This is a genomic window from Sphingobium xanthum, assembly GCF_019737615.1.
GTDB classification, from domain to species: domain Bacteria; phylum Pseudomonadota; class Alphaproteobacteria; order Sphingomonadales; family Sphingomonadaceae; genus Sphingobium; species Sphingobium xanthum.
The window spans coordinates 1-1,166 of sequence record NZ_JAHKKS010000021.1 but is presented as its reverse complement, the minus strand read 5'-3'; the positions used below and the strand labels follow the sequence as shown (position 1 = coordinate 1,166).

The window sequence follows — 1,166 nt, the reverse complement described above, 5'->3', positions numbered from 1 at the left end:
CTGGCGGTGCTGGGCGCAGAGATCCGCTGGGCCTCGTGCAACATCTTCTCCACGCAGGACCATGCGGCAGCGGCGATCGCGGCGGCGGGCATTCCGGTATTCGCGGTCAAGGGCGAGACGCTCGAGGAGTATTGGGACTATATCGCCAAGATCTTCGACTGGGGTGACACGCCCTGCAACATGATCCTGGACGATGGCGGCGACGCCACCATGTTCGCGCTCTGGGGCGCACGGGTCGAGGCGGGCGAAGCGCTGTTCACGCCGACCAACGAGGAAGAAGAGATCTTCGCCGCGACGCTCAAGAAATATGTCGCCGCGAACCCGGGCTACCTGACCAAGACCGTTGCCGCCATCAAGGGCGTCTCGGAAGAGACCACCACCGGCGTGCATCGCCTTTACGAGATCGCCAAGCAGGGCAAGCTGCCCTTCCCGGCGATCAACGTGAACGACAGCGTGACCAAGTCGAAGTTCGACAATCTCTATGGCTGCAAGGAAAGCCTGGTCGACGCCATTCGTCGCGCCACCGACGTGATGCTGGCGGGCAAGGTGGCCTGCGTCGCGGGCTTCGGCGACGTCGGCAAGGGCAGCGCTGCTTCGCTCCGCAATGGCGGCGCGCGCGTGCTCGTGACGGAAGTCGATCCGATCTGCGCGCTGCAGGCGGCGATGGAAGGCTATGAGGTGGTGACCATGGAAGAGGCGGCGACACGCGCCGACATCTTCGTGACCGCGACCGGCAATGCCGACGTGATCACGGTCGATCACATGCGGGCCATGAAGAACATGGCGATCGTCTCGAACATCGGTCACTTCGATGCCGAGATCCAGATTGCGGGCCTCGCCAACATGAAGTGGACCGAGATCAAGCCGCAGGTCGATGAGGTCGAGTTCCCCGACGGCAAGAAGATCATCGTGCTCTCGAAGGGCCGCCTGGTGAACCTGGGCAATGCGACCGGTCACCCCAGCTTCGTGATGTCGTCCAGCTTCACCAACCAGGTGCTGGCGCAGATCGAGCTGTGGACCGACAGCGACAAGTACGAGAACCAGGTCTACGTCCTGCCCAAGCATCTCGACGAGAAGGTCGCAGCCCTCCACCTCGACAAGCTCGGGGTCAAGCTCTCCACCCTCACCGAAAAGCAGGCCGCTTACATCGGCGTCTCCACAAAGGG

The 1,166-nt window shown here is 63.0% G+C and carries 1 protein-coding gene; it reads left to right on the top strand.

Annotated features, from left to right (window positions below; all coding sequences use genetic code 11):
- Nucleotides 1–1,166: adenosylhomocysteinase (gene ahcY, locus KM135_RS19630; RefSeq protein WP_221715777.1), on the top strand; the 1,166-nt coding region annotated here is incomplete at both ends.